Annotated in this window: 17 protein-coding genes; 5 read left to right on the plus strand and 12 right to left on the minus strand. The window is 69.6% G+C overall.

Features of this window, described 5'->3' with window-relative positions; translation table 11 throughout:
• Positions 1-187 precede the first annotated feature (187 nt).
• Positions 188-1075: a hypothetical protein gene (locus tag AB0J87_RS11940; protein WP_363964493.1), complete on the minus strand. Its 888-nt coding sequence runs from the start codon at positions 1073-1075 to the stop codon at positions 188-190.
• Positions 1076-1885: 810 nt separating this feature from the next.
• On the opposite strand from AB0J87_RS11940, the gene AB0J87_RS11945 reads away from it, so the two are divergent.
• On the plus strand, positions 1886-2650 hold the full coding sequence (locus tag AB0J87_RS11945) for a hypothetical protein (RefSeq protein ID WP_363964495.1): 765 nt from the start codon (positions 1886-1888) through the stop codon (positions 2648-2650).
• A 186-nt stretch (positions 2651-2836) separates the two neighbouring features.
• Here the strand turns inward: AB0J87_RS11945 and AB0J87_RS11950 are convergent, their stop codons facing one another.
• From AB0J87_RS11950 to AB0J87_RS11965, 4 genes are all read right to left on the minus strand, one after another.
• Complete coding sequence (locus tag AB0J87_RS11950; RefSeq protein ID WP_363964497.1) at positions 2837-3637, minus strand: alpha/beta hydrolase; 801 nt, start codon at positions 3635-3637, stop codon at positions 2837-2839.
• A 25-nt stretch (positions 3638-3662) separates the two neighbouring features.
• Positions 3663-4421: an alpha/beta hydrolase gene (locus AB0J87_RS11955; protein ID WP_363964499.1), complete on the minus strand. Its 759-nt coding sequence runs from the start codon at positions 4419-4421 to the stop codon at positions 3663-3665.
• Positions 4422-4483: 62 nt separating this feature from the next.
• Positions 4484-7231 (minus strand): AAA family ATPase, encoded by a 2748-nt coding sequence (locus AB0J87_RS11960; protein WP_363964501.1) that lies wholly within the window; start codon positions 7229-7231, stop codon positions 4484-4486.
• 119 nt (positions 7232-7350) lie between these two features.
• Positions 7351-8184 (minus strand): AraC family transcriptional regulator, encoded by an 834-nt coding sequence (locus tag AB0J87_RS11965; protein ID WP_363964502.1) that lies wholly within the window; start codon positions 8182-8184, stop codon positions 7351-7353.
• Between the two features lie 80 nt (positions 8185-8264).
• On the opposite strand from AB0J87_RS11965, the gene AB0J87_RS11970 reads away from it, so the two are divergent.
• Positions 8265-9083, plus strand: a complete 819-nt coding sequence (locus tag AB0J87_RS11970; protein WP_363964504.1) for a phytanoyl-CoA dioxygenase family protein — start codon at positions 8265-8267, stop codon at positions 9081-9083.
• A gap of 36 nt (positions 9084-9119) precedes the next feature.
• Here the strand turns inward: AB0J87_RS11970 and AB0J87_RS11975 are convergent, their stop codons facing one another.
• The 6 genes from AB0J87_RS11975 to AB0J87_RS12000 all read right to left on the minus strand — a co-directional run bounded on the left by AB0J87_RS11975 (position 9120) and on the right by AB0J87_RS12000 (position 17626).
• Positions 9120-9944 carry a carbohydrate ABC transporter permease gene (locus tag AB0J87_RS11975; protein ID WP_363964505.1) on the minus strand — a complete coding sequence of 275 codons (825 nt, stop codon included), beginning with the start codon at positions 9942-9944 and terminating at the stop codon, positions 9120-9122.
• Positions 9941-10921, minus strand: coding sequence for a sugar ABC transporter permease (locus AB0J87_RS11980; RefSeq protein ID WP_350734863.1), 981 nt, complete (start codon positions 10919-10921; stop codon positions 9941-9943). Before AB0J87_RS11980 ends, AB0J87_RS11975 begins: the two co-directional genes overlap by 4 nt.
• Positions 10922-10925: 4 nt before the next feature.
• Entirely contained in the window at positions 10926-12386 is a 1461-nt protein-coding gene (locus AB0J87_RS11985) for an extracellular solute-binding protein (RefSeq protein WP_363964508.1), read from the minus strand.
• Between the two features lie 38 nt (positions 12387-12424).
• The gene (locus AB0J87_RS11990; RefSeq protein ID WP_363964510.1) at positions 12425-14236 is read right to left on the minus strand and encodes an endo-1,4-beta-xylanase; all 1812 of its coding nucleotides are present in this window, start codon (positions 14234-14236) and stop codon (positions 12425-12427) included.
• A 123-nt stretch (positions 14237-14359) separates the two neighbouring features.
• Positions 14360-15382 carry a LacI family DNA-binding transcriptional regulator gene (locus AB0J87_RS11995; RefSeq protein ID WP_363964512.1) on the minus strand — a complete coding sequence of 341 codons (1023 nt, stop codon included), beginning with the start codon at positions 15380-15382 and terminating at the stop codon, positions 14360-14362.
• Between the two features lie 261 nt (positions 15383-15643).
• Complete coding sequence (locus AB0J87_RS12000) at positions 15644-17626, minus strand: hypothetical protein (RefSeq protein ID WP_363964513.1); 1983 nt, start codon at positions 17624-17626, stop codon at positions 15644-15646.
• Positions 17627-17880: 254 nt separating this feature from the next.
• Between AB0J87_RS12000 and AB0J87_RS12005 the strand changes: the two genes are divergently transcribed.
• The 3 genes from AB0J87_RS12005 to AB0J87_RS12015 are packed head-to-tail and all read left to right on the plus strand — an operon-like array spanning position 17881 to position 20636.
• On the plus strand, positions 17881-18852 hold the full coding sequence (locus AB0J87_RS12005; protein ID WP_363964515.1) for a Gfo/Idh/MocA family oxidoreductase: 972 nt from the start codon (positions 17881-17883) through the stop codon (positions 18850-18852).
• On the plus strand, positions 18849-19838 hold the full coding sequence (locus tag AB0J87_RS12010; RefSeq protein ID WP_363964517.1) for a Gfo/Idh/MocA family oxidoreductase: 990 nt from the start codon (positions 18849-18851) through the stop codon (positions 19836-19838). The genes AB0J87_RS12005 and AB0J87_RS12010 overlap by 4 nt, the downstream gene beginning before the upstream one ends.
• Positions 19839-19868: 30 nt before the next feature.
• Complete coding sequence (locus AB0J87_RS12015) at positions 19869-20636, plus strand: phytanoyl-CoA dioxygenase family protein (protein WP_363964519.1); 768 nt, start codon at positions 19869-19871, stop codon at positions 20634-20636.
• Between the two features lie 169 nt (positions 20637-20805).
• Here the strand turns inward: AB0J87_RS12015 and AB0J87_RS12020 are convergent, their stop codons facing one another.
• A complete protein-coding gene (locus AB0J87_RS12020) occupies positions 20806-22875 on the minus strand; it encodes a CHAP domain-containing protein (protein ID WP_363964521.1) in 2070 nt (689 codons plus the stop codon).
• Positions 22876-23371: the final 496 nt, after the last annotated feature.

Raw genomic sequence — 23371 nt, forward strand, 5'->3', positions numbered from 1 at the left:
GCGGCTCCAGCCGAACGGTAGTCCGCGAAGGCAATAGGTGAGGCCCGGGGACACTGGGCACACCGGCCACGACAGATGTAACCATCCAGCGGCGCTGGATGTTCCCCTCCTTGCGAGGGGCACGGAGTCCCCTTCTTCGGGGATCAGGCAACGGCGCCATGATCCTGCTGTTCGGCGTCTTCCGCGGCTACCGGGTGTCGGTGAGGCGCAAGACGCCGAGCATGTCGGAGTAGCGCGGATCGCTGCCCGAAGGGTAGAAGGACGCCTCGGCGCCCACCCAGCCGTGGAAGCCGCCGTCGTCGTCGAGGATCTGCAGCAGCGGCTTGACGTGGGAGTTGCCGGTGTAGCAGAACTCGCCGCGCTCCCTGGCCAGGCACGTACACCAGTGCCAGAGCGTGTCGCGCCGGTCGTCGCTGGAGACCTTGACCAGGTAGTACTGGATCGAGCTGTCATTGGTGGCCGTGCCGCCGCCGTAGTTGGGGCAGCCGCCGCTCGCCTGGCACGCGCTCGCCGACGACGGCTGGGCGTAGGTCAGGCACCAGGTCGTCGTCACGCACGTGCGATAGGCCGTGTTGGTGAACACCTGCCCGGCCGAGGTGGTCACGTTCTCCTTCGTCCAGGACGCGAGATCCTGCTTGAGCGTCCCGGGGAAGGCTTGCACGGTGCTCATCGCCCGGCGCGTGGACAGCGCCGCGTTGCTGCCGTAGCCGTAGGCGTGGGTGGCGAAGGTGTTGTACTTGTTTTCCAGCCGGACGAGCGTGCCGTCGCTGTTGGGCCGCAGGTACCACTGTTCGGACCAGTCCTGGGCGAAGTTCCACGTGATGTTCAGGACATCGCCGGCGACGCCGAAGGTCCCGGTGCGCGACTCGGGCGGGGAGCTCATGAACCCGCCCGCCGTCAGAACCTCGCAGTGGCGGGCGCGGGTGTGGCCGACCGCGCCGCTGACGGTCGAGCAACTGTCGAGGTCGGGTGTGGTGCCGGTACCCTCGCGGGCGGCGGGCACGGTCTGCCGCCACAGGTACGTGCGCGCCGTGACGGTGCCGTCGGTCGCGAACTGGTACGTGCCCAGACGCACCCAGTTGTCCCGGACGTCGGCGCGCAGCCGGCCCAGGGTGACGACGTAGTTGGCCTTCCACCGGGGAGGTCAGTGGCGTAGGCAGGGGCCGGGAGCAGCGGTAACAGCAGCAGGACGACGGCAAGGAATCGCATCATGGGCTCCAGATTTCGGCCAAGTCCGAAATGCTCTCTTGAGGCAGAGAATAGCCTCTCCTTGACTTCCGGTCATGACCCTTATTTGCACCCTCCTTCCTGCAGGGCTCGTGGGTCTGCTCCCGCCGCTAATGTCATCGGCGCCTGGCCCGGGAAACCCCTCGTGGGGTTATCCGCGCATCAGCGAGGAGCCGGCGGCCGAGCTTGTCACACCTGTACGGCATGCTGTCCTTGATCATCAACTGCCGCTTGGACGAAGGAAGGGCACCATGGCGCGACTGCTCCGTAGCATCGAGGACGAGTTATACGTGGAGTACGGAGAACTCGGTCTCGCGGACATCGATCTTCCCGCGATCAGCAGCCCAGACCCGGAGGATTACCACAACATCGCCGCCGTCCGCATGGAGGCATGGGACGCCGAGCCACCAGGCGTCGATGACTCATGGACGCAAGTCGATCAGCCGACATTCGTGGCTGACAGCGGAGTGACCCACCTGGTTTCCATGATGGACGGGCGAGGCCACGACTTCCTCATCGGCCCGCCGTACTTCCAGTACGGACTGACCGCGCACATGCGAGCGGTCGACGCGCGGGGTGAGGACGCCCCGACCTGCGATGGCTGTTGCGGTTCTGGCCCATCCGCGATGTTTTCGACCCTCTCATTCATATGCGGGCGATGGAGCGCTTCATCCGGATGCCCAAGGAGTACGTGCCGTTGCCACTCCCGCCCGAGATGCTGCCTCCGCCGCTGGAGCCCCGCCAAGCACTCGTCCCCGTTTCCACGGCGCAGGAGTGGGCCGCCATGCAGCCCGGGGAGTTCGGTGACCGGCTTCGACGGTTGGAGGAACGGCTCGCCGAGACGGGCGTCACGGTCCACGACTGGCTTCGGGAGCAGGGCGCCGACGTCTCCGACGACACGCCCATCACCGAGGACGTCTTCGACGGCCTCAAGGACCGGCCGGGACGCTTCCGCGATCCCTACGTCGATCGCTACTTCGACCGGACTGGGCAGATGTTCGGGCTGCCGCACGGCTTCGACGGCTGGGAACCGCACGTCCAGGAGGAGCGCCTGCGCGAACTCGCCGACGACGAACGCATCGCCAAGGACCTGAACCCCCGACACGCCCGCGAGTTCTCCATGCCCTACCACCAGCGCGGAGTCGAGAGCCTCCAACCCGGGAGCACCCGGCGCCTCTGGCGATGGGAAGACGAGATCATCGACGGCCTGCCGTTCGACGAGAGCCTCGTGGTCGGCCGGCAGGTTCATGCCCGCGACCCCTACACCCGGCAGATCTACGCGTCGGGCATCGTCACGATTCTCCGCCCCGAACGGTACAACGGCCGGGCGAACTGGTACGTCGTGCGAGACGCGGAGCCGCACGAGGCCGCACGCGTCCTGTGCTCTGAGGCGACGTGGCTCGATCCAGACGGTCAACAGTGATCAAAGGCCCCATGGAAGAGGGAGCCGGCTCCTCGGGGAGTCGGCTCCGTTTCGGCCGGACGAATGCCAGGACGTACCCGACCGGTGCAGCAGGCATTCCCTTGCCGGCACCGGTCACCACCGCGATCCTGCCCTGCCGAGGCACGATCCGCGGCGTTGACCGGTGACGGCGATCAACGCTTTCGTCTAAAGGTCGTTCCTGGTGAGCCAGGTCAGGCAGGCGTCGGCGACCTCACGCCAGCCGTGGTCGATGGTCAGGGAGTGGCCGCGGTCGGGGAACTCCTGGAAGTCGGTGATCGCGGTGGAGTCCCGGTACTGCTTGAGGGTCGCCTTGGTGACGGTCTCGGGGACAGTGTGGTCCTTGCCGCCGGCGATCAGGAGCAGCGGCCCCCGGGCGTTGTTGCCGGTGTCGACCTTGGCGGGCGAGTGGGGGGAGAAGTTGGCGGCGGCGGCCTCGAACAGCGGCTTGCCCGGCGCGGGGATGGTCCAGCGTTCGTACAGTTCGGCGGCCTCCTCAGCCGGGATGGCGTTGCCGAACGCGTAGGTGAACTGGTCGAGGGTGAGGGAGACGGCCCGGTGCTTGTTGGCCGGGTTCTTGAACACCGGCAGGGTCGAGCGCAGCGCCGACAGCGGCAGCGGCAGCACTCCCTTGATCTGTGCGGCGTCGATCGCGATCGCGGCCCTGGCCAGGTCCTGCCCGAGCAGCTTCTCGGCGATCATGCCGCCGAAGGAGTGGCCGATCAGGATCGGCTTGACGTCCAGAGCGTTGATGATCTCCGTGTAGTGGGCGACGACGTCGTCGATGCCGTGGTCGGCGATGCTGTCGGGGTCCTTTCTGGACAGTTCGACGGTTTCGCTGTCCCCTGGCCAGCCGGGGGCCGTCGCGTCGTAGCCGGCGGTCGTGAACAGCTCCGTCCAGGAGGACCAGGAGGTGGCGTGTAGCCACAGGCCGTGGATGAAGATGACGGGAATGGTCGGTGCGGTCATCGGTTGCTCCTCAGGAACACGGCTGTCATGCCGGATGGGTGTGCTGGACGGCCTGGGTGACGGCGGCGCGGATGTGGCCGGCCACGGCTGCCGGTTGCGACAGCGCGATCGCGTGTGACGCGTCGACCTCGATGGTGTCGGCCCCGGCGCGTTGGGCCATGAAACGCTGTGCGGCGGGATGGATCGCCTGGTCGGCGGTCGCCACGACGTACCAGGACGGCAGGGTCTTCCAGCTCGCGGCGGGAGAGCTCTCCTCGAACGCCACGGCCGCGATGGGGCGCTGCGCGGCGGCCGCCACCGAGGTGAGGCGCCGGGGCAGGTCGGCGGCGAACACCGCGGGAAACTGGTCGTCCTTGAGATACAGCTCCACGGCCTCCTCTCCATCGCCCGTGCGGAAGACGGCCGGCCGCAGCGCCGGGCCCAGCAGGCTGTCGGGGAAGCGGCCCGTGACGTCCAGCACGCTCTCCCCTTCCTCCAGGGCGAAAGCGGTCACGTAGACCAGCCCGATCACGTTGCCCGGCTGGGCTCCCGCCCGGGTGATGACCACACCGCCGTAGGAGTGACCCACCAGCAGGACCGGACCGTCGATCGCGGCGACGACGCCGGCGAGGTAGGCGGCGTCGGTGGCCGGTCCGCGCAGCGGGTTGGCCACCGCGGTCACGGGGATCCCGGAAGCCTGGAGCTCGGCGATCACGCCCGCCCAGCTCGACGCGTCCGTGAAGGCGCCGTGAACCAGTACGACGGTCGGCGTGCTGCCGTTTCTGAAGGATCTCCCTGTGGTCATGGCCTCACCGTAGGAAGCCCCTTGCGCGCCTCGCGAGCGTCACATGACTGCGTCACCGAGCGTCACACGCGCAGGGCCGTGCTCAACGCCGAGCTCAACGCCGATCGAGAGGTGACCCCCAGCTTGGGGAAGATCCTGTAGAGGTGGGAGCTGACGGTTCGATGAGACAGATAGAGCTTCTCGCCGATCTCCCGGTTCGTCAGGCCGTCGGCCGCCATCTGGGCGATCTGGAGTTCCTGCGCGGTCAGCACGTCGCGCGCTTCGCTGCTGCGCCCGCGGCTGCTCTCGCCGGAGGCCCGCAACTCCTGGCGCGCTCGCTCGCTCCAGGGGATCACCCCCAAGGCGTCGAACGTCTCGCGAGCCGTACGCAAGGGCGCGCGCGACTCGGCCGTACGCCGCTGGCGCCGCAGCCATTCACCGTACGCCAGCTGCACCCGAGCCCGTACGAAGGGCCATCGCCGCAGGTCGGCCCCGAGCGCTGCATCGAAGAAGGGCTCTGCTGCCGCCTCATCGGCCAGGACGGCCCGGGCGCAGCGCAGGTCGGCGTGCAAGGACGGCGACGGCGTGGTGAGCGCCACCGCCTCCAACTCCTCGATGATGCCGGCCACCGCGCGACCTTGACCGCTGTGCACGGCCGCATCTGCGAGTTCGGCCAGGGAAAAGCAGCGCAGCGCCAGGTGGAAGGCTGGATCGGCGGGGTCGTGCATCCGTCGCAGATGGTCGAAGGCGTCGGCGTAACGTCCCTCGCCCAGCGCGGCGAGCCCACGCGCGAGCTGCACCGTGGCCAGCACGGGGCGGGCTCCGACGGGCAGGGCCACCTGCTCGGCCGCCACCGCGAGACTCTCCACGCGATCCTGCTCGCCGCGCAGCGCGGCGAGCACCGCGCCCGAGGCCTGAGCGATGGCGTGCATCAGCGGCTGGGACGTCTCGTGCGCCAGACGGGCGGCCTCCTCGGCCGCGGGGATGGCCACGCTCAGGTCGGCCAGCCGGGCCGCGCTCCACGCCTGTGCCCCGAGGTCTCGTGTCAGAAGGCTGAGCCGGCCCTGCGCGCGCAGGGCCGGCAGCGACGCGGCGCAGAACTCCTCCGACAGGTCGAACGCCCCCACCATCAACGCCGAACTGCCGAGCAGGCGGGCCGCCGGCCGCCCGCCGGTCGGGTGGGCGGCCAGATGGCGTAACCGCTCGATCACGACCTTGCCACGCTCGATCGGAGCCGCGAACGCCAGGACCGTCAGCAGCCGTCCGTCCAGATCGTCGACGGGCAGGCCCTCGGCCACGGTGACGACGCGTTGCCGCGACCGCTCGTCAGCATGAGCCCAGAAACATCGCAGGGACGCACTGGACAGGAGTTTCAGCGCGAGATCGACGTCCCCCTGCGCCGCCATCGTCTCGGCGAGATCGGCCAGAGAGTGCGCTGCCGCGCTGTCGTCCCGGATGCCGTCCTGGAAGCTCTCGCGGATCCACACGATACGGGCCTGCTGCTGGGCCGACAGCTGCAGCTGCTCGTCTTCTCCCAGCAGTCGCATGACGATGTCGCGCCGTCCCATCTCGGCCGCGTACTCGGCAGCTCGTACCAGCCGTTCACACCGGTGAGCGGGATTCTCGCTGAGCCTGACCGCGTGCTCCAGGGCCGCGACGGCCGACAACAGGTCGCCCCGACGTCGCACGCTCTTGGCCGTGGTCTCCAGCTCGACGGCGATGCTCTCATCCGGTCTGGGGGTGGATGCCGCGCGGTGCCAGAGGCGACGGTCCGGCCGGCCGGTGAGGACGTCGGCCAAGGCGGCGTGCGCCGCGTGCCTCTGGGAGATGCTCGCTCCCTGGTAGATCGCCGAGCGCATGAGCGGGTGCCGGAACGACACCGCGGCTTCGTGCACGTCGACCAGCCGTGCGGTGACGGCGGGAGCCAGATCTTCTGCCGTGATCGGTACACCGGTGATCAGCGCGGTGGCGTCGAGGGTCTCGGAAAGGGCGGTGCTGTCGTTGAGCGCGGCCACCAGCAGCACGGTCCGAAGGGTCGACGGCAACCCCGACATGCGGGCGGTGAAGGTCTGTTCCAGCCGGGTGGTCAGCGGGAGCCACCCCGGCGGCAGGGGCCCTTTCCTGTCCCGCGCGGCGATCGGCAGCTCGACGAGGGCCAAGGGGTTTCCCGCAGCCTCCCGCAGCACCCGTGTGCGCACCGCCGGCGTCAGGGTGGGGCTGCAGGAGTCCAGCAAGGCGGTCGCGGCGGTGTCATCGAGCCGATCGAGGAGCAACTCCGGCAGCCCTGCCCCGTCAAGGGGACTCTGGAAACCGTCGCGTATCGCGGCCAGCAGCACGATCGGTTCGGAGTCCAGCCGCCGCGCGACGAACGCGAGCACGTCGGCGCTCGCGCGGTCCAGCCGGTGAGCGTCCTCGACGAGGAGCAGGACGGGCGAGCGGGCGGCGGCCTCGCCCAGGAGGTTCAGCGCCGCCAGGGCGATGAGGAACGGGTCCGGCACCCGGGCGTCGGTCAACCCGAACGCCGCTCCCAGCGCGTCGCGCTGCGGAGCGGGCAGTTCCCCGATCTCGGTACGCAGCGGGAGCAACAGCTGATGCAGACCGGCGAAGGGCATGTGCGTCTCTGATTCCACACCGGCCGTCCGCAAGATGCGCATGCCACGCGCGGCCGCGACCCCCGCCGTGTCCAGCAGCAGGGCCGACTTCCCGATCCCGGCCTCGCCGCGCACCAGCATCGCCCCGCCGCTCTTGCGGACGCCGTCCACGAAATCGCCGAGACGCCGCTGTTCGGACTGCCGTCCGAAGAGTGCTATTCCTAGCTGGTTTGCTGGCATATGAAGCCATGGTCGCGTGCGCTCGGGCTCCCGTCCAGCAACGTGGCCTCCGGGTAGGACCGGACCGGTGAGCCGGGGTCAAGGCATCGCCGACGGAGCCGGCAGCCGTGGTCCCGTTGTCAGGTCCGCCAGAGCGCCCGGTACTCGCGTGGCGACATGCCTCTCAGCTCCCGGAAACGGCGGTTGAAGTTGGACAGGTTGGAGAAGCCGCAGTCGGCGGAGATGCCGGAGACGGTGCGGTCGGTCTCCCTCAGCAACCGGCAGGCGGCGTTGACCCGCAGCATGGTGAGGTAGCCGGTGATCGTGGCGCCGGTGGTGCGGCGGAAGAACCGGCTGGCCGAGGCCGGGGCCAGGTGGGCGGCGCGGGCGACGGCTTCGAGCGTGACCGGCCCGGCGTACTCCTCGTTGAGCAGCCGGACGATCGCGTCGATGCGGTCGCGAGTGGCCCCGTTGAGGGAGGGGACGTACCGGTCGCCGGCCAGCGGGCGCGTGTCGGCGCGACGCGACAGCCGGACGAGCGCGTCGATCAGCGCAAGGGTCCGCTCGGGCGGCGGCATCGCGTCGAGGTCGCCGAGGTCCACGGCGTACGGGGGAAAGCTCAGCCCCCGAGCCGAGCGTTCAAGCAGCGCGGCCACGTCGGCGAACTCGGGGCGGTCGAAGAAGTCCCGTCCCAGGAAGTCCCGGCGGAACTGGGCGACGATCGCCTCGTGCCTGCCGTGACCGGGCACCGACTGGTACGTGTGCGGCAGCTGAGGGCCGATCAGGGTCAGGTCGCCGGGACCGTACTCCTCGACGCAGTCGCCCACGAACCGGGTGCCGGTGCCTTGGGTGATCAGGGTCAGTTCGTATTCGCGGTGGAAGTGCCAGGCGAAGCGGAAGTGCGTCGCCTGGCGGACGTACAGCGTCCAAGAGAGCTGGGAGCTGGCCTCGATGTGCTCGTAGAACGCGCGCATAGTGCTCCGTCGTCATGAAAGTATCGGAATCGGTCATCCGTCGCGTGGCTCGAACACCAGGGTGCGGCGAGGCTGGTCGCATGACGATCACACCCCACGATCTCGAGTCCCGGTACGACCTCGACGCCGCCGCGCTGCGGCATTTCGACGACAACGGCTTCGTGAAACTGCCCGGCGTGCTGGACGCGGGGACGATCGCGGCATACGAACCCGAGATCACCGCGAAGGTCATCGACCTGAACACTCAGCACCTCCCCCTCGCCGAACGCGACACGTACGGCAAGGCGTTCCTCCAGGTCACCAACCTGTGGCGGCACAGCGACCTCGTCCGCGAGTTCGTCTTCTCCCCGCGCCTGGCCCGCATCGCGGCCGAGCTGCTCGGCGTGGACGGCGTCCGGCTCTATCACGACCAGGCGCTGTACAAGGAGCCGGGCGGCGGGTTCACCCCGTGGCACGCCGACCAGTACTACTGGCCGCTGGCCGGCGACCGGACCGTGACGGTCTGGATCCCCCTGCAGGAGACGCCGGCCGAGATGGGGCCGCTGGCCTTCGCCGCCGGCAGCCACCGCTTCGAGTACGGCCGTGACCTGCCCATCAGTGACGAGTCCGAGCGGGAGCTGCAGCGGGCGCTGGCCGAGCGGGACTTCCCGTCGGTCGGGACGCCGTACCGGCTCGGCGAGGTGAGCTACCACCTCGGGTGGACGTTCCACCACGCCGCGCCGAACCGCTCGGACCTCCCGCGCCGGGTCATGACCGTGATCTACATGGACGCCGACATCACGGTCTCCCGGCCGGTCAACGACAACCAGCGGCACGACCTGCGTGCGTGGTTGCCCGGAGCCGAGGTGGGAGCCGTCCCGGACACCCCGCTCAATCCTGTTCTGCACCGGAGAGGGTGACCGGCTCCCCGGGGATGGGACACGGAAACCCTTCTGTCACTGCTTGACGGCGCCGGCGAGTCCGTTCACGAAGAACCGCTGCAGCACCAGGAAGATCGCGATGATGGGGGCGAGCGTGATGACGGAGCCGGCGCACAGCAGCGTCCAGTCGGTGGAGTTCTCGCCGATGAAGGCGTACATCCCGACACCCAGGGTGCGCAGCTCGGGACGGGCGAGGGTGAACACGAGCGGGATGAAGAAGCTGTTCCACGCCGAGATGGCGGTGAACAGGCCGACCGTGGCCAGCATCGGACCCGACAACGGGAGCATGATCCGCCAGAAGACCTGGTGGAAGCCGGCCCCGTCCACCCGGGCGGCGTCCTCCAGCGAGTGGTCGATGGCCCGGAAGTAGCCCATGAACAGGAAGGTGCCGAAGACGATCCCGCCCGCGGACTGCACGATGATGATCGACCAGAGGCTGTTGAGCAGGCCGAGCGCGTCCATGATGTCGAAGATCGGGATGATGGTGTAGCCGTGGGGGAGGAAGACCGTCCCCGCGACCACGACCAGAACGAGCCCCTTGCCGGGGAACTCGGTGCGGGCCAGCGTGTAGCCGGCCATGGCGGTGACGAGCAGGGTGATGACCACCGTGGCGACGGTGATGGTGAGGGTGTTGAGGAAGTACTGGCCGAAGGACGCTCCCTGCCAGGCCTGCCCGTAGTTGGCCCACAGCGGCGTGCCGGGCAGCGGGTTCAGGCCGCGGCCGAAGAACTCGTCGGTGCTCTTCAGCGAGCTGCCCAGCGTCCACAGGAACGGGTACAGCCAGGCGATCCCGCCGAGGAGCAGGAACGCGTGTGTCAGCCACGGCGCGCGCCGGGTCATGCGCGACCTCCCCTGCGCTTGACCAGCACCCGCAGGAAGAGGGCCTGGGCCACGGCGAAGACGATGAGCAGCATCCCGTAGAAGAACGACGCCGCCGAGGCCAGGCCGACGTCCCGCTCGACGCCGGTGCCGCCGAACCCGCCGAACGCCAGGTGGTAGACGTAGGTGTTCACGACCTCGGTGGCGAAGTACGGCCCGCCGTTGGTGAGCACCTGCACGAGGTCGAAGACCTGGAACGAGCCGATGACCGACAGCAGGACGATGACGACCCCCACCGACCTGAGCATGGGGACGGTGATGTAGCGGAAGCTCGCGAGGGCGCCCGCGCCGTCGAGCCGCGCCGCCTCGTACAGCTCGTCGGGGATCGTTTGCAGACCGGCCAGGAAATAGACGAGGTTGTAGCCCAGCGTGTGCCAGATCCCGACCCCGATGATGATGATCATCGCGAAACTCGGGTCGCCGAGCCAGTCCACGTACTCGTCCGTGAGGCCGATCGACATCAGCACGTCGTTGACCACGTCGCCGAAATTGGAGAAGAGCAGCTGGACGACCACGCCGACGACCGCGGCCGACGTCACCACCGGAAGGAAGAAGAGCGTCCGGTACAGAGTCCTCCCGCGCAGCCGGCGGTTGTTCAGCACGAGGGCGAGCGCGAGCGCGAGAACGAGCTGGACGGGCACCACGAGCAGCACGTAGAAGAACGTGTTGCGCAGGGCTCCCCAGAAGATGGAGTCCGTCATCACCCGGGCGAAGTTGGCGAGCCCGACGAAGTCGCCGGGCTCGCCGATCCCGTCCCACCGGTAGAAGGTGTAGCCGAGCGACGCGATGATCGGGTAGATCACGAACGCCAGCAGCAGCACCAGCATCGGCAGGACGTACAGGTAGGACCAGCGCGCCGCGGCGATCCGCCGTCGCAGGCGGGAGGCCCTGCCCGCGATCAGCGCGCGGGGCCGGCCGACCAGTTGGATGTCCGTCATCAGCTCATCCGCGCTTGGTGGTGTACGGCTTGGCGATGTCCCAGTCGGCGAACACGTAGTCGTCCATGCTGACCTTGAGCCCCTGCCCGCGGGCCTTCGACACGGCCTCGCCCAGGGCGCCGTTGAGGCGGTCCTCGAGTTCCTTGAGCGCCTTGGGCGTGTCCTTGAGCTGGCCGGTGTAGATGCCGGCCGCGACGTCCGGGAGGTCCGGCTGGACCGGCGCCACCTCCACCTTGGCGATCTCCGGGTTGCGGATGGCGGGCACCGGGCCGACGAGGGCCGTGTTCGCCATGGCCACGTACTGCTTGAAGGTCGGCGAGGTCACCCCCGCCGGGTCGTTGTTCTCGGGGTAGACCGACAGGCCGTAGCCGCCCTGCACCCAGCGCTTGCCGGCGGCGGGGCTGTAGAACCAGTCGAGCCAGGCCCACGCCTGGTCGGGGTTCCTGGCCTTGGCCGAGATGCCCATCAGGTAGCTGCCCGGGGCCCCGTAGAAGAAGCCCTGCGGGGTGCCGGTCGGCGACGGGAGCGTCATGAGGCTGTAGTCCTTGAAACCGGCCTCCTCCCAGGGTGCCTGGTTCCACACGCCGCCGACGATCATGCCGAACCGGCCCTTCGAGAAGAACGCCCTGGCCTGCTCGTCCGAGATGCTCATCGAGTTCGGGTAGATGAAGCCGCGGCTCTTCCAGTCGAGGAGGAGAGCGAGGAAGTCGGCGTAGTTGCGGTCGGTCCCGTACGTCCATTTCCCGGTGCGGTAGTCGACCGACTGGGTGCCCCCGGGCGACCCGGCGCCGCGGCAGAACAGCTCGATCAGCCACGGCAGGGCCCCCTTCTGCGCGTTGCCGAAGCCGAGCCCGAAGACCTTGCCGCCACTCTTGCTCGTGATCGCCTCGGCGGCGCGGGTGATGTCGTCCCACGTCTTCGGGATGAGCACCGACCCGTCGGGGTTGGTCAGGCCGGCCTCCTTGAAGACCCCGTTGTGGATGTAGAGCTGCAGCGCCGGCGCCAGGCCGCTGAAGGGCGCGGAGTAGACCTTGCCACCGAAGATGTTGACGCCCTCGACGAAACTGTTGGCGGGGAACCTCGACCGCCACTCGGGGGTGGCCCACTTGTCCAGGGGCATCAGCCAGCCCTCGCCGACGTGCGTCTCCAGTTTCGGCTTGGTGGGCAGCAGGAGGACGTCGGGGGCGGTGCCGCTGCGGAAGGCCAGCGCCACGAGGTCGAGGTACTTGTCGGTGACCTGGGTGGTCTTCTTGATCGTGGTCTTGCCGTTGGCCTGCTGGAAGAGCTTGATCTCGTTGTCCACCCACGGCGCCTGGCTGACGTACCAGTCCCAGTACGCCAGCGTGGTGCCCTGCGCCGGGGCGGCGTTCTGCCGGGAGTCGCCGCAGCCGGCGAGGAACGCGGCGCCGCCGGTGGCGACGGCGGCCCCCAGGAGTTGCCGGCGGCTGAGCTGAATGGCTGACATGGACTTTCCTTTCGATGAGCCGACTCGATGTGCTGACGTCAGCCGACGACCACTGTGATCGCCTTGCCGGCGATGGTCGGCATCGAGACGGCGACCTCCTTGGTGACGCCGCCGGCCGTGACCTTGACGGTGTAGTCGCCGAGGAAGCCACGCACCGTGGTCGATCCGGTCGCCCCGGTCGTGGCCGTCGCCCTGGTCCACCACTTGCCGTAGATGAGGTCGCGCCAGGCCACGGCGTTCGGCTTGGGCGTGTAGTCGGTCCGGAACAGGGCCCGCTTGGGATCCCAGGTGTCGCCCTCCCAGAACCCGAACGTGCTGACCCCGGTGACCTGCGGCATGCTGAACATCACGGTGAGGAAGTCACGCGTGTAGTCGGCCTGGAGCTGCTCGTCGGTGGTGCCCACGTCGAACTCGGTGATCGCGACGGGCAGGCCGATCCCGCCGAACTTGTTGATCAGCGTGACCAGGTCCTGCGGCGAGGTGAGCTGCTCACCGGCGAAGTGCCCCTGGATGCCGATCCCGCCGATGGGTGCCCCGCCGTCCTTCAGCGAGCGGGCCAGGGCGGCGAACTGGTCCTGGTGGCGGACCTCCCAGCCGTTGTCCTCGATGATGTCGTAGTCATTGAGGTAGAGCCTGGGGCCCGCGTCGGCCTGCCGGGTCAGCCGGAACCAGCGGTCGATCTCGCCGTCGCCGAGCACGTTCTGCACGTCGTGGTTGGCGTACGGCTCGTTGACCACGTCCCACTCGTCGATCTTGCCGGCGAGCGTGCTCGCCTCGTCGGTGATGTGGGTGTCGATCCTGTTCCGCAGCGCGGCGGGGTCGTTGCGCAGGCCGCAGACGTCGGCGGGCATGTTCCCGCACGACGGCCAGATCAGGGTGTGCCCGCGGACGAACAGGCCGTTGTCGCGTCCCCACTGGAGCGCGGGCAGCGTGTACGTGTTCCGCTCGGTCACGTTCTCCCAGTGGTTCCACTTGAGGTTGTTGCCGAGCGTGAACTGGTTGAAGTTGGCCAGCAGCGTGTCGCGGTACTTCTGCCCCGCGGTGTTCTGGGTCATCAGCCGCACACCGTCCGCGGCCGAGCCGAACTTGAAGGCGTGCCTGGTCATCTCCGCCTGAACGGTGGCGCCTGGGACGAGGTGGCCCTGGGAGTCGACGACCTTGACGTAGATGTTGCCCTTGCGGTCGCGTTCGATCCGGTCGGCGGCGGCGGCCCGCCAGGACGCGGCCGCGTCGCGACCGGCGTAGGTGGCCTGCGGCCACCCGGCCGGGGTCCCCGGTCCGTACCGCAGCACCGACACGCCCGCGATCTGCAGCACCTGCGGCCCGTACCCGAGCCAGAAGTTGACGCGGACCTGCCCGGCCGCGTAGTCGGCGGCCATCCGGAACGGCAGCTGGAAGCGCTGCCACACGGCCCCGAACTTCATCGCCGCCTGGGTGGACTTGCTGTAGCTCCCGCCGTTCTGCTCGAACACGAAGTGGGCCAGGCCGGATCCGGACGGGGTCGGCGTGACCGACCGTGCCCAGAAGGTGGCCAGCATCGCCTCGCCCTTGACCGTGGGCTGCGCGGACGGGACGCCCACGCCGAAGGAGTACTCGCCGTCCAGGCCGGACGAGCTCGGCTGCCCGGTCACCGTGACCTGCAGCGCCTGGTCGAAGTCCGGCTGCCCTTGAACGGTGACTAACTTCGTCTGGGGTGCGGGATTACCCGTGAACTGGGTGAACGATTCGAGGACGTCGGCCGGCATGACCTCGGTCGGTGCGGCGGCGGTCGCGGGCGCCGCCGGTCCCATCAGCGCCGCGAGCAGCGCTCCGGGGATCACGTACGCCAGCGCCTTGGTGAAGCGACCCATGAGGGGGCCTTTCTTTCGACGGGCAGGGGGGATCATGACCGGTGCCGCCAGGGCGCCGGTCTTCGCTTCGTCGATGTGAAAGTGGAGGTGAAAGTCGAGGTGAGAGTCGAGGTGAGATGCTTGTCAGGCGGGAGCGGGGCCCGTGCTGTCCCGGACGACGAGAGTGGTCGGCAGTTGGATGCGGGTGGGCGGTGGCGGGTCTTCCCCGGACCCAGGGGAGACGATGGCGAGCAGCATCCGGGCCGCCTGCTGGCCCATCGCCTCGAACGGCTGGCCGACCGTGGTGAGGGCGGGCTTGACGTGCGCCGACGACGGTATGTCGTCGAATCCGACCACTGACAGGTCCTCGGGCACCCGCAGACCGCGGTCGGCGGCGGCCTCCATGGCGGCGTAGGCGGTGACGTCGTTGTGCGCGAACACCGCCGTCGGCCGGTCGGCGCGATCCAGCAGCTCGCGCACCAGCTCGCGGGCCCGCGGCGGCTCGAACGCGCTCTGCGCGGTGAGCGAGGCGTCGATCGGGACTCCGGCCTCGGTCAGCGAGTCCTCGTAGCCGCGCTGCCGGTCCTGGCAGCACGGGTACGTCATCGGCCCGGCCAGCGACGCGATCCGCCGGTGACCGAGGTCCAGCAGGTGGCGGACCGCGCCGCGGGCGCCCTCGTAGTTGTCGGCCTCGACCGACGGCAGGTCGAAGTGGGAGCCGAGGGTGTTGATGAGGACCACGGGCACGCCCTGCCCGTGCAGGTCGAGCAGGGGCTTCATGGGCTGGTCCTGGTTGATCACCAGGACCCCGGCCGACAACCCCGAGGCGAGCATGCGGTCGATGACCGGCCCGTAGTCGCGGTCGTTGGTGCTCGTGTAGAGGATGATCTCGTACGGCGTGCGCTCGATGACGGAGGCGACCCCGAAGTTCAGCGGGGCCACCATCCGCCACGTCAGCCCGGGCACGATCATGCCGATGAACGGCGGCCGCCCCTTCGCCAGCGCGCTCGCGGTGGCGCTGGGCACGTAGTTGTGGCGGGTGATGACCGCCAGCACGCGCCGCCGGGTGGCCGGGTCGACCCGCGGGCTGTTGTTGATCACCAGCGACACCGTGGATTTCGATACGCCGGCCAGCCGTGCTATATCGCGGATCGTGATTTTCTCCATGCCCGTTCCCCAACTGCGTCCGGCCTTTTGTCAAACCGGTCCAACACCATTTCCTGGGACGGTAGCGCTGGACCGGTTCGATGGCAATACTTCGACGAAAAACAGGAGTAACTCGCCCGTAACTCTTGCGACGAATACGGGCGATGGCGTGCCGGCTCGGCGGTCGTGCCGCCCGGCATGAGCGGCCCGGCCACCTGGGCGCTGACCCGTAGCCCCCCGCCGTGTGCCCGCGGCTCTGGCCGGTGCAACCCGGCGTTGCCGTTACTCGATCACCTCGCCGGCCTTGCGCGGACGGCCGTCGACGGTGACGACGCCTGAGGCGGTCGAGACGTCGATCATGCGCCCCCGGTGGACCAGCCCGGTCAGCTCCACGTCCCCGTCGGGGAGCGCCGCCGGGGTGACGACCAGGCTGCCGTCGAGCCGGAAGCGCACGCCCGCCGCGCCGGTCAGGATCGCCTCCGCGCCGGCCAGCCCGGCGACGATGTTGACCCGGCGGCCTGCGGGCGGTGCCGCCGGGCGGTCGCAGTAGTGCTCCTGGGGGTAGTACGGGAAGTGCTGCCCCATCCAGAGCAGCCGTCGCATGACACTCCAGGCGAGGGACGGCTCGCCGTGCTCCCAGAGCGTCAGGGCGAGCTGCGGGCCCTCCCCCGTGTACGCCCCGCCGCCCGACCAGTCGGTGTCGCCGAGCTCGTAGTGCAGCCGGTCGTCCGCGGCCACGGCGCTGACGCCGTACGGTGCGAGGAACGAGCCGTCACGCAGCCGCCTCAGCATGGCCGAGGCCATCTCCGGCGTGCAGGCGCCGTTCCGCATCGCGTCGAACGCCTGGACGTGCTGGACGAGCTCGGTGTGCCCGTCGGGGTAACGGCAGCGGAACCAGCCCTCGCGCTCGTCCCACAGCTCGCGGGCGATCGCGTGCCTGATGTCACGGGCGCGGGAGCGCAACTCACCGACGGGCAGCCGCGCGCCGGACACCTCGGCCAGCTCGGCGAGCCGGTCGAGACACCAGGCGCGTTCGGCGTTGGGGCTGGCGACCACGTGCTCCCAGCCGGTGCCGCGCATCTCCAGCAGGTTGTGCTGGGTGCCGTAGTCGCGTAGCGCCCCGGCCGGGGTGAAGCGGGCGTCCAGCCCCTCGACCAGCTCGTGGAGCTGGGTGACCAGGGCGGGGGAGATGCCCTGGTGGGCGGCGACGGCGGTGGCGAGGGTGACCAGGGACCAGCCGCTGTAGGCGTACGGGACGCCCTGGCCCGTGCCGTCGGGAGCGATCGCGTAGTGGCTGGTGAGGTCCACCTTCATGAGGGATTCCAGAACAGTGGTGGTGGCGTCGCCGAGCATGAGGGAGAGCAGGTGGGGGGCGTACCCGCCGGTGTCCCACGCGTAGGAGCACAGCGCCCCGCCGTCCAGCCCGGAGGTGGCCACGAAGGGCGAGGTGATGAAGCCGGGGTTGTCCCAGAGACAGGCCAGCCCGCTGGACAGAGAGCCGCGCCAGTACGCCTCCAGCCCCGGGATGTCGCTGGACAGCCGCGGCACCCGCGCCAGCGCCGCGGCCAGCCGGCGCTCCGACTGGCCGCGGGATTCGGCGGCCCGCTCCCGCAGCCGCCCGGGCGGCGTTCCCGCGCCGGCGCGAACGGCCAGCGTGAACACCGCGCTCCCGCCCGCCGGGACGTCCTGCTGGAGTCCCTCGTGGGAGAGCTCGACGGTGACGTCCCCGGCCTGCCAGGTACACGGTCCCGTGCGCGTGGCCTCCGGACCGGGTTCGGGCGGGACCCAGCCCCATTCGCCGAGCGAGACACGGCGGGGGCCGCCGGGATCGGCGCGCGGGTGCAGGGTCACGGCGACGTCGTGCTCAGACCGGTTGGTGATCTCCACCTCCAGGACGAACCCGGCCTGGCCGTACAGCGGGGTGAGGGTGCTCCGCACCCCGAACGACACGAGTTCGCCGTGGTGGCGGCGGTGGTATGTGCCCTGCCTCTCGATCCGGCCAGGCCACCAGGTGCCGCCCGCGTGGAGCAGGCCCACTCCGGCCACGCCGGGCGCCGCGCCGTCGGCGATCCGGTGCCCGTCCACGTCCAGTTCGACGGCCAGCGCGGCGTCGGGGGCCGCGTACGGTGGCGCGAACCACCCGCCGACCCCGCACACCGAGCCCGGTGGGGCGTGGACGGTGGTCCAGCCGCTGGTGACCCAGGTGTGGCCGGGCGCCACGCTCTGGCGCAGGTCGAAGGCGAACTCGTCAACTGCGTAAGGCATGCGTCAATCCCTTGCCTGACGGGTGGCTGGGTGGGGAGATCTCTCCGAAGGGCGCGGACGACCGGCGCTCGTGACCGATGCTGACATCGGCCCTTATTCATCGCAAGAGTTGCCGCAGTATTACAGCCGTTTTTCGTTCAAGTATTGCCATCGAACCGGTCCAGGGCTACCGTCCCAGGTAGGGTTTTGGACCGGTTCGACAAAGGTACGGCCACCTCCGAAGGCTGAATCCACCCATAACGCAAGGATCATTCGTGCCCCTGCGCCTCGCCATCCTCAGCTTCTGGCACGTGCACGCTCCCGACTACGCTCGCCAGGCATCCGAGCACCCCGGCACCGAGATCACCGCCGTCTGGGACGAGGACGCCGCCCGCGGGCGGGCCTGGGCCGACGACCTCGGCGCCGACTTCCATCCCGACCTCGGCGGACTACTCGCGCGCGGTGACGTCGACGCCGTGGTCGTCACCTGCCCGACCACCGTGCACCGCGAGGTCATCACGGCCGCCGCGGCGGCCGGCAAGCACATCTTCACCGAGAAGGTCCTGGCCCCGACCACGGCCGAGTGCGCGGAGATCACCGCCGCCGCGGAGAAGTCCGGCGTCGCGCTGATGCTCGCGCTCCCCAGGCTGTACGACGGCTACACGACGGCCATCCGCAAGGTGCTGGCCGACGGCGAACTCGGCCGCCTCACCCTTGTCCGGATCCGCCTGGCCCACGGCGGCTCGGTCGGCGAGGGCTGGCTCCCCGAGCACTTCTACGACCCGGCCGCCACCGCGGGCGGCGCCCTCATCGACCTCGGCTGCCACCCCATGTACCTGGCCCGGCTGTTCCTCGGCCGCATGCCCGAGACCGTGACCGGGTCCTTCGGCCATGTGACGAAGCGCGCCGTCGAGGACAACGCCGTCGCGGTGCTGCGCTGCGCGGACGGCACGCTTGGCGTGGTGGAGGCGTCCTTCGTCGCACCGGCCTCCCCGTTCACCATCGAGCTGCACGGCACCGAAGGCTCCCTGGTGTACGGGATGCCCGAGCCGCGGATGCTGCTCAGCAGCGGCGGCGCCTGGCGCGAACTGCCCGTGCCGCCGCGTACCGGCACGCCGTTCGAGCTGTTCGTACGCCATGTCGCCGACGGCACCCGTGACGAGGAGAACCTCGCCCTCGGCCTCGACCTGACCCGCTTGATGGTCGCCGCCACCCGCGACAGCCGCGAGGAAGGAAGCCGCATATGACCCTCTCCATCGGCCTCATCGGCTGCGGGAACATCTCCCGCTCCCATCTGCGCGGCTATCTCGCCGTCCCGGACGAGGCGGTCGTCACCGCCGTCGCCGACGTGGACCTCGACACCGCCACCGAGCGCGCCCAGCAGGCGGGTGGCGCCCAGGCGTACCGCTCCTACGAGCGCATGCTGGAGGAGGCCCCCGTCGACGCCGTCGACATCTGTCTGCCCCACCATCTGCATGCCGACGCCGTCATCGCCGCCGCCAAGGCCGGCAAGCACATCCTGTGCGAGAAGCCGCTGTGCCTGACGATCGCCGAGGCCGAGCGGATCGCCGACGCGGTGGGCACAGCCGGAGTCACCCTGATGTGCGCGCACAACCAGCTCACCTTGCCCGCGGTCGCCCACGCCCGCGAGCTCATCGACTCCGGCGCGCTGGGCCGGGTGTACGAACTGCGCACCACCGACAGCTTCTTCAACGACTTCGACCCGTCGACGATGGGCTGGCGCGCCCATGCGGCCACCAGCGGCGGCGGCGAGCTCATCGACACCGGCTACCACCCCACCTACCTGCTGCTGTACCTGGCCTCCGCCCGCCCGGCCGCGGTGACGGCGATGCTCAGCACCCACCGGCTGGCGTTCATGGAGGGCGAGGATTCCGCCCGGGTGCTGGTGCGCTTCGCCGACGGCGCGGTGGGGGAGGTGGTGACCAGCTGGGCGTACGAGGCGGCGCCGTTCACCGAGAAGTTCTCGGCGGTCGGCGAGCTCGGCAGCCTGTGGAGCGACGGCACGACGCTGTGCCACAAGCCACGCGGCGGGGCCGCCACCACGCTCGAATTTCCGGCCGTCGACTCCATTCCGGCCGTCTGCGCCGACTTCGTCCGCCGGATACGTGATGGATCGCGGCCGGTGCACACCCACGAAGAGGGCACGGACGTGCTCAAGGTCATTCTCGCGGCCTACCGGTCCGCGCAGGAGAAACGAGAGATCACCCTGTGACGGGCCCGTTGCGCATTCCGGGAGAGCCTTATGAGTGACGTCCTCGAGCGATTCGACCGCGACGGCTACGCCGTCTTCCGCGATGTCATCGACCGGGAGCTGGTGCGGGAGGCGGCCGGCCACGTCGACTGGCTCCAGCGCCGCCACCCGGACCTGCGGCCCGAACATCTGGGCCACACGCTGCTGCGCGACGACCCGTTCTGGCTGCGGTTGATCTCGGACGACCGGCTGCTGGACATCGCGCAGACCTTCATCGGCCCGAACATCGCGCTGTTCGCCTCGCACTACATCAGCAAGCCGCCGTACTCCGGGCAGCCGGTGCTCTGGCACCAGGACGCGGCGTTCTGGCCGCTGGAGCCGATGCGGGTGGTCACGCTCTGGCTGGCCATCGACCACTCGACGCCGGGGAACGGCTGCGTACGGCTGATCCCCGGCAGCCACCGCGGTGACATCCAGGCGATGCGCCCCAACACGACGGTGGACAATGTGCTCGGCGAAGAGATCGCGGCCGAGGTGGAGGAGTCGGCGGCCGTGGACATGGTGCTGGCGCCGGGCGACGTCGAGGTGCACCACCCGAACATCGTGCACGGCAGCAACGCGAACACCTCGCCAGAGCGGCGATGCGGGCTGACCATCCGCTACATCCCGACCTCGACCCGCATCACGGCGGACGAGCAGCCTTACCCGAGCGCGTTCCACCTGCGTGGCGAACCCGGCGTGAACGCCTATCAGCCATGGCCCGACTTCGACCCGGCACGGCACTACCGTTTCGCGGGGGCGGAGGTCACGCGGCGGTAGAAGCAGACGGGATCGTACCGGCGTGCGGCAACGACGGCCGCAGGCCGGTACGTAGGTCCCGCCGTACGGCACGAGACCGGGATGCGCTGTCCGACCCGGCGTCGGAGGCACGGACGATCTCCCGCACGGCGGGCGGCAACGTGCCGACGGTCAGGAGCGGGCGCTCAAGCTAGAGCGCGTCGGGGGCCGGGGGTTTCTTCCCGCCGGTGACATCCTCGTCGCCGGCGTGCTGGTCGCTGCGCCCATCGCGGGCGGCGTCGGGGACGTTCTCGTCCGTGGACTCGGCCGGGGTGAAGGCGTTGAACGGGCTCGTCGCCGCGGGGATGACGATGTCCTCGATGGGCCCGGTGTCGACGGTCGACTCCAATGGCCCAGGGTTGACGATCGACTCCAGCGGCTCGGTCAAGGCGTCATCCTCCTGAGGGCCGAGAGCGGGGTCGGGTCGCCGGTTCTCCTGCCGGGAGGGGGTGCTGTCCTGCTCGCCGGGTGGGGTGGTGTCGAGGGCTACGGCAGCCTCGATGGCTTCCAGGAGCTCCCATCTCCACACCGTGCTCTCGTCCGGCTCGGCGACGCCGTGCCGCGGGCCGACCGGGACGGGCGGGCTCGGGGGAGCGTACCCGGCGGTGGCGGCGGCGGTGGCGGCCGAGCGGGCGCCGGCGCGCGTCTTGAGCACCACGAACACCGCGAGCAGAACCACGACGGTGACCACGGCCGAGGTGACCAACGCCGGAGTGGACAGGCTGGGCAGCGGGCCGCTGACCGAGGCCTGGAGGTGCGTGGGGAACGCCGTCGCGACCGCGGTGTCAGCCGCTTTCGGCGCGGCAGGGGTGCTCTCCTCGGGGACCGGCTCGGCCGAGAAGGGGGCGGCGGTCGGCGTGGGGGTGGCAGTCGGCTCGGACTGGGACGTGGTTGCCGCCTCCGTCGGGGAAGCGGTCGGCTCAGGTTCGGGAGAAGCGGTCGGCTCGGCGGTGGTGGCGGTCGGCGAAGGGGTTTCCGAAGCCGTCTGCGGCACCGATGCGCTGGCCGTGGCCGTGGATGTGGCCGTGGATGTGGCCGGGGTCGTCGTCGGGGGTGTGGTCGACGGTGTGGCAGAGGGCGCGTCGGAGGTCGGGGTCGCGCTGGCTGTCGGGGGTGTCTCGGAGACGGATGGCGTTGGGATGGCGGTGGCCGTGGCCGAGGGCGTGTCGGAGGTCGGGGTGACCGTGGCGGTCGGAGTGTCGGAAGTCGGAGTGGGGGTGCCGGTCGGGGTGGGGGTGGTGGACGGGGTGTCCGATGTCGGACTGGCGCTCGAGTTGTCGGAGGAACTCGGGGCCGGAGCAACCGTGGCGTGGGTGCCCGGTCCGTCGGCGGTGTTCCGGCCCGGGTCGTCAGCCCCGGGCCGGGCGCCTGACGGAGCCGCGTGGTCGTCGGTGGCCTGAGGGTTCTGGTCGTGGGGGCTTTGGAGTGTCTTGTCGCCGAACGGCTGCTCTTGTCCCGTGAGATCGCTGGATGGCTGCTCTTGTCCCGTGTGATCGCCGGAGGGCTGGCGGGGTGCCCGGTCGGAGGGTTGGTCGTTGGTCGTGTCCGCGTCGGGCCGCGAGTCAGTGGGCCGGTGACCGGGTTGTTCCTGGTTCTTGTGGATGTCGCGTGATGCCTCAGACGTCTGGTCGGCGTATTGATCTTGCCGCGTCTGGGACCCGGGTCGTGCTTCGGCGGACCAGTCGCCGGCCGCCTGCTGCGGCGCCTCGGGTCCGGGCCGCGCCTGAACCAGCTGGAGCTCGGACTTGGTCGCGTCCAGGTTGGCCTTGACCCGTTCCGGATAGCCGTACCCGACGACACTGCTCGTGCTGCGCTCTTTGCTCTCCACGACGCCGCCGTCGGTGTTGCCCTCGATCGTGAAGATCGTGTCGCCTCGCACCTTCGTCACGACGCCGACGTGGTCGATGTCGTCGATCTTGCCGGAGCCGCTCCAGTCGAAGAAGACCAACGCGCCGGGCGTCGGAACCTTCCCCCACGCGTGCTGTTCCTTGAACCACTTCGCGTGTGCAACCGTCCACGCGAACTGGCCGACCCATGCCTGGTAGCCGAGCTTGTGCGCCGCCCACGAGATGTACATGTCGCACCACGGGGCCGAGCTGTAGTCGGCGTCGAACTCGATGTTGCTGCCGTACCATTCGCCGAACTTGGTGCTCGCGCCCTTGTCGGCATAGCCGAGCTGGCGCTGGAGCAGTTCGATGAACCTCTGCGTCTCTGGCGTCATGGAAGTGAGGGAACCTCCTGAACAAGACCGGATATATGCACATTGATCCTGACAAAATTGGTAATCTTGTGACAAATGTGAATAAACCGGAAGTCTGCGATAGGGCGAGGGTAGCCTGATGTTTCCGCAGGTCAAGTGCGCCCCAAGGAGGGTTCAACGCTTCCGGCGAAGGTAAAGTCCCAGGTAGAAGGCGGTGTCCGATGTGTCGCCTGATGGGAGATATATGGAAAGATCTACCTAAATTCGCTAACAAGCACCCGTCAGCGGGTCTCACCCGTGGTGTCGGACTCACGTGTGCCGAGTGGCTTCGCGACAGGCGCGAGGCGCCATGCCCGTACCGGTCGTGAACGGGCCTTTCGCGGGCTCCGGCGGCACAGGCCCCGCCTGAGGGTCGGCCGCGCCGTCGTCGATGAGCGCTTCGACGCGCTGGGCTGCGACGCCGCCTCCCGAGGGCTTGGCGCTCACGCGGGTCAGATGTCCCAGTGGGCCCCCTGGC

The organism is Nonomuraea sp. NPDC049625, assembly GCF_040675285.1.
GTDB lineage: Bacteria > Actinomycetota > Actinomycetes > Streptosporangiales > Streptosporangiaceae > Nonomuraea > Nonomuraea angiospora_A.

Excerpts from the sequence above, each read along its gene's own strand:
- AB0J87_RS11990 (WP_363964510.1), bottom strand. The coding sequence starts at position 14,236 with ATGGGTCGCTTCACCAAGGCGCTGGCGTACGTGATCCCCGGAGCGCTG.
- AB0J87_RS11970 (WP_363964504.1), top strand. The coding sequence starts at position 8,265 with ATGACGATCACACCCCACGATCTCGAGTCCCGGTACGACCTCGACGCC.
- AB0J87_RS11960 (WP_363964501.1), bottom strand. The coding sequence starts at position 7,231 with ATGCCAGCAAACCAGCTAGGAATAGCACTCTTCGGACGGCAGTCCGAA.
- AB0J87_RS12010 (WP_363964517.1), top strand. The coding sequence starts at position 18,849 with ATGACCCTCTCCATCGGCCTCATCGGCTGCGGGAACATCTCCCGCTCC.
- AB0J87_RS12020 (WP_363964521.1), bottom strand. The coding sequence starts at position 22,875 with ATGACGCCAGAGACGCAGAGGTTCATCGAACTGCTCCAGCGCCAGCTC.
- AB0J87_RS11985 (WP_363964508.1), bottom strand. The coding sequence starts at position 12,386 with ATGTCAGCCATTCAGCTCAGCCGCCGGCAACTCCTGGGGGCCGCCGTC.
- AB0J87_RS12015 (WP_363964519.1), top strand. The coding sequence starts at position 19,869 with ATGAGTGACGTCCTCGAGCGATTCGACCGCGACGGCTACGCCGTCTTC.
- AB0J87_RS11975 (WP_363964505.1), bottom strand. The coding sequence starts at position 9,944 with ATGACCCGGCGCGCGCCGTGGCTGACACACGCGTTCCTGCTCCTCGGC.
- AB0J87_RS11955 (WP_363964499.1), bottom strand. The coding sequence starts at position 4,421 with ATGACCACAGGGAGATCCTTCAGAAACGGCAGCACGCCGACCGTCGTA.
- AB0J87_RS11980 (WP_350734863.1), bottom strand. The coding sequence starts at position 10,921 with ATGACGGACATCCAACTGGTCGGCCGGCCCCGCGCGCTGATCGCGGGC.
- AB0J87_RS11965 (WP_363964502.1), bottom strand. The coding sequence starts at position 8,184 with ATGCGCGCGTTCTACGAGCACATCGAGGCCAGCTCCCAGCTCTCTTGG.
- AB0J87_RS12000 (WP_363964513.1), bottom strand. The coding sequence starts at position 17,626 with ATGCCTTACGCAGTTGACGAGTTCGCCTTCGACCTGCGCCAGAGCGTG.
- AB0J87_RS11945 (WP_363964495.1), top strand. The coding sequence starts at position 1,886 with ATGGAGCGCTTCATCCGGATGCCCAAGGAGTACGTGCCGTTGCCACTC.
- AB0J87_RS11950 (WP_363964497.1), bottom strand. The coding sequence starts at position 3,637 with ATGACCGCACCGACCATTCCCGTCATCTTCATCCACGGCCTGTGGCTA.
- AB0J87_RS11995 (WP_363964512.1), bottom strand. The coding sequence starts at position 15,382 with ATGGAGAAAATCACGATCCGCGATATAGCACGGCTGGCCGGCGTATCG.